Origin of the sequence: Acinetobacter sp. YH12227, from assembly GCF_013417785.1 — a bacterium.
In the GTDB taxonomy this organism is placed as follows: Bacteria; Pseudomonadota; Gammaproteobacteria; order Pseudomonadales; family Moraxellaceae; genus Acinetobacter; species Acinetobacter gandensis.
Genome location: NZ_VPDH01000119.1, coordinates 1 through 6,336, shown reverse-complemented (window position 1 = coordinate 6,336; position 6,336 = coordinate 1). Strand labels below are relative to the sequence as shown.

Genomic DNA, 6,336 nt, shown 5'->3' with positions numbered 1-6,336 from the left:
TCGCAAGAGATGCGATGGATGTCTGGTGATTTGTAGTCATAAATTTTAGTCCCCACTTGTTTTTAAGTGGGGACTAAATTAAGGCTTATAGGATGAATTCATAAGGTGTGTTCAGCGGACGCTTACAATTAAATTACAAAACAAACACAAATAAGGATAAAAGGCATAAAAAAACAGATAATTGCCAAAAAGCAATTATCTGTCAATTCTTAAAAAAATTCAGAATGTTAAGTCATTAACACTTTAAGCCTGTGTTACAGGTATACGTAACTCTTTTGGCAAACTAAATGTAATATTTTCTTCACGACCATCTAGCTCTTGCGGTGATTTAGCACCCCAATCTTGTAAGCGCTGGATCACTTGCTTAATTAAAATTTCAGGTGCAGATGCACCAGCCGTCACCCCAATTTTGGTATTTTCAGCAAACCACTCATGCTGAAGCTGATCTGCATTATCCACTAAATAGGCATGTTTACCCATACGTTCAGCCAATTCTCGCAAACGATTAGAGTTAGATGAGTTTGGTGAACCAACCACTAAAACTACATCGCATTGTTCCGATAAATCACGCACTGCATCCTGACGGTTCTGCGTCGCGTAACAAATATCATCCTTACGTGGCCCTTGAATTTCAGGGAATTTTTGACGCAGCGCATCAATCACTTTTGCCGTATCATCAATAGAAAGTGTCGTTTGCGTTACAAAAGCCACTTTTTGTGGATTACGGACCTCAAGCTCAGCAACATCCTGCTCATCTTCAACCAAATAAATCGAACCTCCATTTTTAGTGTCATATTGGCCCATCGTTCCTTCAACTTCGGGGTGACCTTCATGACCAATCAAAATCGCTTCAACACCCTCTCGCGCATACTTAGTCACTTCAATATGTACTTTAGTTACCAATGGGCAGGTTGCATCAAATACTTTTAAGCCACGACGTTCCGCTTCTTGTTGTACAGCTTTAGAAACACCATGTGCACTAAAAATCACAATATTGTCATCAGGGACTTCATCAAGTTCATCTACAAAAATAGCACCGCGTTGACGTAGATCATCTACGACAAATTTATTATGTACCACTTCATGACGCACATAAATCGGCGGGTTAAAGCATTCAAGCGCACGGTTCACAATCGCAATGGCACGATCTACACCAGCACAGAAACCGCGTGGATTAGCTAAAACAATTTCCATAGAATCCTCAATGCCCACTCAATTTTTACGGGTATCACTTGAAATAAATGTAAACAATAGACGTCTGACTATTTAGTTTGGCGCGCGTCTACTCTAAAATAGAGAAGATATTTTATCATATCAGGAAAAATATCATGTCGGGTCTCTTGTTTGTCGTTTCTGCTGCATCGGGAACGGGCAAAACATCCCTCGTTAAAGCCCTGCTTGAACGTGTAAACAATTTACATGTCTCTGTTTCTCATACCACTCGTGGTCAGCGTCCTGGCGAATTAGACGGCGTACATTACCATTTTGCAAAAAAAGAAGACTTCTTATCTTTAGTTGAAGAAGGTGGCTTTATTGAATATGCAGAAGTTTTTGGTAATTATTACGGCACAGCACAACGTACAGTTAAAGAACAATTGGCGAAAGGCCATGACGTTTTACTTGAAATTGACTGGCAAGGGGCTGAACAGGTTCGTAAACTTTTTCCTGAATCTAGACAAATCTTTATTCTCCCGCCAAGTCAGTTTGACTTACGCCAACGCTTATCAAACCGTGGCACTGACTCAGTTGAAGTGATCGAACATCGCTTAAGCTGCGCAGTTGAAGACATGCAGCAATATGTAAATTTTGATTACGTCATTATTAATGATGATTTTAATAAAGCCTTACATGATTTAGAGTCTGTGATTATTGCCAATCGTTTGGTTTTAAAACAGCAAGCGACACGTCATCAGCAGTTAATTGAAAAATTAATCACGCCGACTGAGCAGTGATTAAAACTTGAGTCTATAGACAAAGCACCTTATACTGCACAGTCTGTTAAAAATTTATATTCAAACGAGAATTCTTATGGCACGCGTAACCGTTGAAGATTGTTTAGACCATGTAGACAACCGCTTTGAGCTTGTACTAGTGGCAAGCAAACGCGCGCGTCAATTGGCACGTCAAGGTATCGAACCAACTGTTGAATGGGACAACGATAAACCTACAGTTGTTGCACTTCGTGAAATTGCAGCTGGTCACGTTTCTAAAGACATTTTGAAACAACGTGAACAAGACTACCAAACTTCAAGCTTAGACCTTGCTCTTTCAGCAAATAATCTAAACTTAGACGGTTTTTCTTTCCAATAAGACTTAACCGAACAAAAAAGCCTAGTTTTTAACTAGGCTTTTTTTTATGGATTGTCTTTAATATTTTGCTCAGAACAGTTATAACATAAGCTTAAGGAGTGCAAAGTAGTACATAATGATTTTCAATTTTATAAATCAAAAAATTGACAAGTCATGTATTTTGCATTTCATTAAAGTATCAACCGTTTCAATCGTTATTCAGCAGTAAAAGGGTGTTCTATGCCAGGCCCAATGGTCAGCCAAGCCAAGCAACAGTTAAAAGCAATCATTGACGCTTATCTATCGGTAAGTGATGTCGAACGCGTGCTTGAAGCTTGTGACTACGCTGATATTGCGCATGATGGTATTACCCGTAAAAGTGGTGAACCTTACATTCTTCATCCAATTGCCGTGAGCTGCATATTAGCGCATATGCGTTTAGATGCAGAAACACTGATGGCGGCACTTTTACACGATGTTATTGAAGATACCGAATTTACCAAACAAGATATTGCAGAAAAATTTAGCCCTACCGTAGCGGAATTGGTGGATGGCGTTACCAAACTGAGCCACTCAAGTGATAAAGAATATAACAAAGCTGCATCCTTCCGAAAGATTCTGCAAGCAACGCTACAAGACCCACGTGTCATTATTATTAAATTAGCTGATCGCTATCATAATATGACTACATTGGGTGCTTTACGCCCTGATAAACGGGCACGTATTGCACAAGAAACCTTTGAAATTTTTGTACCTATGGCACGTATTGTCGGTATGAACGAAATGGCTGATAACCTTGAACATCTGTGTTATCAGAACCTCGATCTAGACATGTACAACAATGTGCAAGAAGCATTAAAACAAACTAAGCCTAAACGTTGTGAATATCAAACTAAGTGGGAAAACAACCTCACCGCCCTGCTTGAGCAAAATAATATTAACGGCCGTATTAAAAAGAAAAATAACAATATTGAACTACTGCGCCACTTCGTAAAAAATGACATTGACTTACAAGAGCTAACCCATAGTCATGCTTTTGAGATTATTTTACAAAGTATCGCCGACTGCGACCGCCTTGCAGAAATCTTGAAAGACAGTTTTAAAGTTTTAAGTTATGCAGATCATATTCGCCGTCCACTACCTGGTGGCAATCAATCACTAATGTTGCGCTTAAAAGGTGAAAAAACGACATTATCTCTTACCATTCAAACCGAATTGATGCGTAAAGCTGCTCGTTTTGGTGTGGTCTTAGGTGAAAATGCACCACAGGCTTGTCGCTCTGCAATTCAAGCTTCCATGCAGAACCTCAATGTATTAATTGATGGTGCATGTGCAAAAACAACTTTTAGCGAGCTGCTTGATTATCTGCATCAAGAAAAAATTTGGGTCTATACTCCACATGGTAATTTGCACGAACTTCCGCAAGGAGCCACTGCTGTAGACTTTGCTTACTCAGCAAGCCTTTTCCTAGGTAACCATGCTGTCGGTGCCAAAATTAATGGTGAAACAAAGCCCTTATCCACTCCGCTTGTGAGTGGCCAAGTTATCGAAATTATTACAGATGTTTTGGCGACACCAAATCCAGATTGGCTCAGTTTCATCAATACACAAAAAGCGCGTCGTGCCTTACAAAACATATTGCGTGACCAAGATCAAGAAGAACAGCGTCTCGTCGGTCAGCAAGCCTTAAATCGGGCATTAAAACTTTTCAATCGTTCTGTTAAAGATTTAACCCTTGCTGATTGGGAAAATGTCCTCAACTGGCGCCATTTAACAGATAAAGAGCAACTGTTTGAACAAATTGCAGTGGGTGATTTACTTCCACAATTAGTGGCGAACCACTTGTTTGCTCAGGATGCGATTCAAACACCAACCAACTCATCACGCCTAATTTTAGGCACTGACGGTGTTGATGTAAAATATGCACACTGCTGTAATCCTGTACTTGGCGACCAAATACAAGGCCATCTTTCACGTCGTGGTTTGATCGTGCATCGCTCTCGTTGCCATAACTTATTGCATGAGCAACATCTTCATCCCGAAAACATCATGCCATTGCACTGGACCACTGAAGATAGTGAAGACATAAGCTTCACTGCCTACTTGTGTCTAAACATGTTGCTAAACGATGAACAAATTTCAGAACTCATTTATTTATGCCGTAAAGAAAAAGTCGGTGTTGAAAACGTACGTGCACACGAAGGTAAAACTTACGTTAATATCGTAGTACATAATCGTAAGCAAATTGCCCAAATTATCCGCAATTTAAGAATGCATTTTGGCTTCCCTCGCATCAGTCGATTGGCCCAACCCATCGCCATCACTGAAACAGCACAGGTAGCCAGCTAATTGATAAGCTGTTTCATTACAGCTTATCTGAGATGATAATAGGAGAAATAGATGTCCCGCCAAGTAATCCATACTGAAAATGCACCTGCTGCCATTGGTACTTATTCTCAAGCAATTTTAGTCGACAATACTTTGTATTTATCAGGTCAAATTGGATTAGATCCATATAGCATGGAGTTGGTTGAAGGCATTGAAGCTCAAATTCGTCGCGTATTTGATAACCTTAAAGCTGTATGTGAAGCTGCTGGTGGATCATTAGCTGACATTGCAAAATTGAATATCTTCCTTACAGACTTATCTAACTTCCAATTGGTCAACCAAATTATGGGCGAATATTTTGCTCAGCCCTACCCAGCACGCGCAGCACTCGGTGTAGCAAGCCTACCCAAAGGCGCACTGGTTGAAATGGATGGTGTTGTCATTATCAATCAATAGCTTACAAAGAAAATTCAATAAACTAATCTTAAAACTTAATTTTAAATTACCTAGCCATTTTGCGCGATAATCCAAGCAACACTCGGATTTCCGCTCAAGTGGCATTTTTTATTCAAAAAGCCAATCAGTTTAAAAGCATTTTCAAATGATTTTTATTGACAAACGATAATAATTATCAATAATATCACTTATCCCATTATTCATTTGGTTTACTTTCATGTACGTTTGTTTGTGCCGTGGTATTACCGATCAAGATATTAAAGATGCTATCGCCAATGGTGCTGAAAGCTATCGTGACGTACGCGATATGCTTGACCTTGGAACTTGCTGTGGTCGCTGCGCACCTGAAGCACGTATGATTATCAGTGATGAAGTTTCCCAAATCGCTGCACGCATCGCTATAGCCGCTTAACATCAATTATTAAATTCCCCCAACAACCATAATTATAAATTTAATGGTCGAAGACCATTCCTCCTCCCCCGCTTATGACTCTAAGCGGGTTTTTATTTGCAAGTACCTATAATCATCAGCTCATTGTTTTGATTGTGATTTTCATTTGCTGTTCTATAAAACACTCGCAAAGTCGCCTATTGTTGTTTAAGATATTTCTAGTCATAATTAAATTTTAAATGAATTCATTTAAATACATGCAGTTAAGGAGTCTGACATGAAAGGCAATCGTGATGTAATTAATCAGTTAAATCAGGTGCTTTATCATCATTTAACTGCAATCAATCAATATTTTCTTCATTCACGCATGTTTAACGATTGGGGCATTGAGCAACTCGGTTCTGCAGAATATAAAGAATCAATCCGTCAAATGAAGCATGCCGATAAAATTATTGAACGCATTCTATTTTTAGAAGGCCTGCCTAATTTGCAACACCTCGGTAAACTCTATATCGGTCAGCACACGGTTGAAGTCTTAAATTGTGATATACGTAAAGTCAAAGAGAACATCGAAGCCATTCAAGTAGCGGTTAAGCTAGCGGAAGAACAGTTAGACTATGTCACTCGAGATCTGGCTCAAGAAATCTTAGAAAAAGAAGAAGAATGGTTGGATTGGACAACCACTCAGCTTGATTTAGTTGAATCTGTTGGTATAGAGAATTACATTCAGAGTCAGATTTAAAATTAGGCGGATTCAAGCGGCAAGTGCAACAGTATAAAAACCAGCCATAACTTCACTCGGTGTATACCAACCTAGTGTTTTTCTAGGACGATGGTTGAGTGCAAATTCTATCTGCTCTATTTGTTCGTTT

General features: G+C 39.3%; 7 protein-coding genes and 1 pseudogene. 6 read left to right on the top strand and 2 right to left on the bottom strand.

Features of this window, described 5'->3' with window-relative positions; all coding sequences use genetic code 11:
- Positions 1-243: 243 nt before the first annotated feature.
- Positions 244-1,194 (bottom strand): 4-hydroxy-3-methylbut-2-enyl diphosphate reductase, encoded by a 951-nt coding sequence (gene ispH, locus FTV09_RS16745; RefSeq protein WP_180058931.1) that lies wholly within the window; start codon positions 1,192-1,194, stop codon positions 244-246.
- 134 nt (positions 1,195-1,328) lie between these two features.
- Here ispH and gmk point away from each other — a divergent pair, with 134 nt between their 5' ends.
- The 6 genes from gmk to bfr all read left to right on the top strand — a co-directional run bounded on the left by gmk (position 1,329) and on the right by bfr (position 6,206).
- Positions 1,329-1,952 carry a guanylate kinase gene (gmk, locus tag FTV09_RS16740; RefSeq protein WP_067762988.1) on the top strand — a complete coding sequence of 208 codons (624 nt, stop codon included), beginning with the start codon at positions 1,329-1,331 and terminating at the stop codon, positions 1,950-1,952.
- A 76-nt stretch (positions 1,953-2,028) separates the two neighbouring features.
- Positions 2,029-2,310 carry a DNA-directed RNA polymerase subunit omega gene (gene rpoZ / locus FTV09_RS16735; protein WP_067762989.1) on the top strand — a complete coding sequence of 94 codons (282 nt, stop codon included), beginning with the start codon at positions 2,029-2,031 and terminating at the stop codon, positions 2,308-2,310.
- 219 nt (positions 2,311-2,529) lie between these two features.
- On the top strand, positions 2,530-4,638 hold the full coding sequence (locus FTV09_RS16730) for a bifunctional (p)ppGpp synthetase/guanosine-3',5'-bis(diphosphate) 3'-pyrophosphohydrolase (RefSeq protein ID WP_180058930.1): 2,109 nt from the start codon (positions 2,530-2,532) through the stop codon (positions 4,636-4,638).
- A 51-nt stretch (positions 4,639-4,689) separates the two neighbouring features.
- Positions 4,690-5,073, top strand: a complete 384-nt coding sequence (locus tag FTV09_RS16725) for a RidA family protein (protein WP_180058929.1) — start codon at positions 4,690-4,692, stop codon at positions 5,071-5,073.
- Positions 5,074-5,290: 217 nt separating this feature from the next.
- Entirely contained in the window at positions 5,291-5,485 is a 195-nt protein-coding gene (locus FTV09_RS16720) for a bacterioferritin-associated ferredoxin (RefSeq protein WP_086178228.1), read from the top strand.
- Positions 5,486-5,741: 256 nt separating this feature from the next.
- A complete protein-coding gene (gene bfr, locus FTV09_RS16715) occupies positions 5,742-6,206 on the top strand; it encodes a bacterioferritin (RefSeq protein WP_180058928.1) in 465 nt (154 codons plus the stop codon).
- Positions 6,207-6,218: 12 nt separating this feature from the next.
- Here bfr and FTV09_RS16710 read toward each other — a convergent pair.
- A pseudogene (locus FTV09_RS16710) lies at positions 6,219-6,336 on the bottom strand (IS30 family transposase); the annotation flags it as partial.

What these genes read in the sequence shown, in the direction of transcription:
- ispH (WP_180058931.1), bottom strand. Translation starts at nt 1,194, where the DNA reads ATGGAAATTGTTTTAGCTAATCCACGCGGTTTCTGTGCTGGTGTAGAT.
- gmk (WP_067762988.1), top strand. Translation starts at nt 1,329, where the DNA reads ATGTCGGGTCTCTTGTTTGTCGTTTCTGCTGCATCGGGAACGGGCAAA.
- rpoZ (WP_067762989.1), top strand. Translation starts at nt 2,029, where the DNA reads ATGGCACGCGTAACCGTTGAAGATTGTTTAGACCATGTAGACAACCGC.
- FTV09_RS16730 (WP_180058930.1), top strand. Translation starts at nt 2,530, where the DNA reads ATGCCAGGCCCAATGGTCAGCCAAGCCAAGCAACAGTTAAAAGCAATC.
- FTV09_RS16725 (WP_180058929.1), top strand. Translation starts at nt 4,690, where the DNA reads ATGTCCCGCCAAGTAATCCATACTGAAAATGCACCTGCTGCCATTGGT.
- FTV09_RS16720 (WP_086178228.1), top strand. Translation starts at nt 5,291, where the DNA reads ATGTACGTTTGTTTGTGCCGTGGTATTACCGATCAAGATATTAAAGAT.
- bfr (WP_180058928.1), top strand. Translation starts at nt 5,742, where the DNA reads ATGAAAGGCAATCGTGATGTAATTAATCAGTTAAATCAGGTGCTTTAT.